Raw genomic sequence first — 397 nt, forward strand, 5'->3', positions numbered from 1 at the left:
GCTGATCCGCACCCGGCGGCGCACCGCGCGGGAGAACCGGAAGAACTACTCGGGGAAGCATAAGGCGCATGGCCTGCTGTTTCTCGCGCTGACCGATGCGAAGGGGCGGATGTTGTGGATCTCATCGGCCCGCCGCGGCGCCTGCAGCGAGATCACGGCCGCCCGCTACGAAAAGCTGTGTGCGCGGCTGCGGGAGTTTCAGCTGGGTGCGGTGGCCGACCTGGGGTTCGTCGGTCTGGACGATGGGGCTGAGGAGCAGCCGGCGGTCATCACGGGGTTCAAGGCGAGCGGCGGCAAGCGCCTGTCGTCACCGAAGAAGGTCGTGAACCGGCTGATCAGCAGCCTGCGGGCACCCGTCGAGCACGGCTTCGCGAGTCTGAAGACCTTCAGGATCCTG

1 protein-coding gene is annotated in these 397 nt (G+C 67.3%); it reads left to right on the forward strand.

What is annotated here, in order from left to right:
- On the forward strand, positions 1 to 397 hold a 397-nt coding region (locus G3I71_RS49450), incomplete at both ends, for a transposase family protein (RefSeq protein WP_164325533.1).

It is taken from the genome of Streptomyces sp. SID12501 (genome assembly GCF_010550245.1).
Classification (GTDB): Bacteria; Actinomycetota; Actinomycetes; order Streptomycetales; family Streptomycetaceae; genus Streptomyces.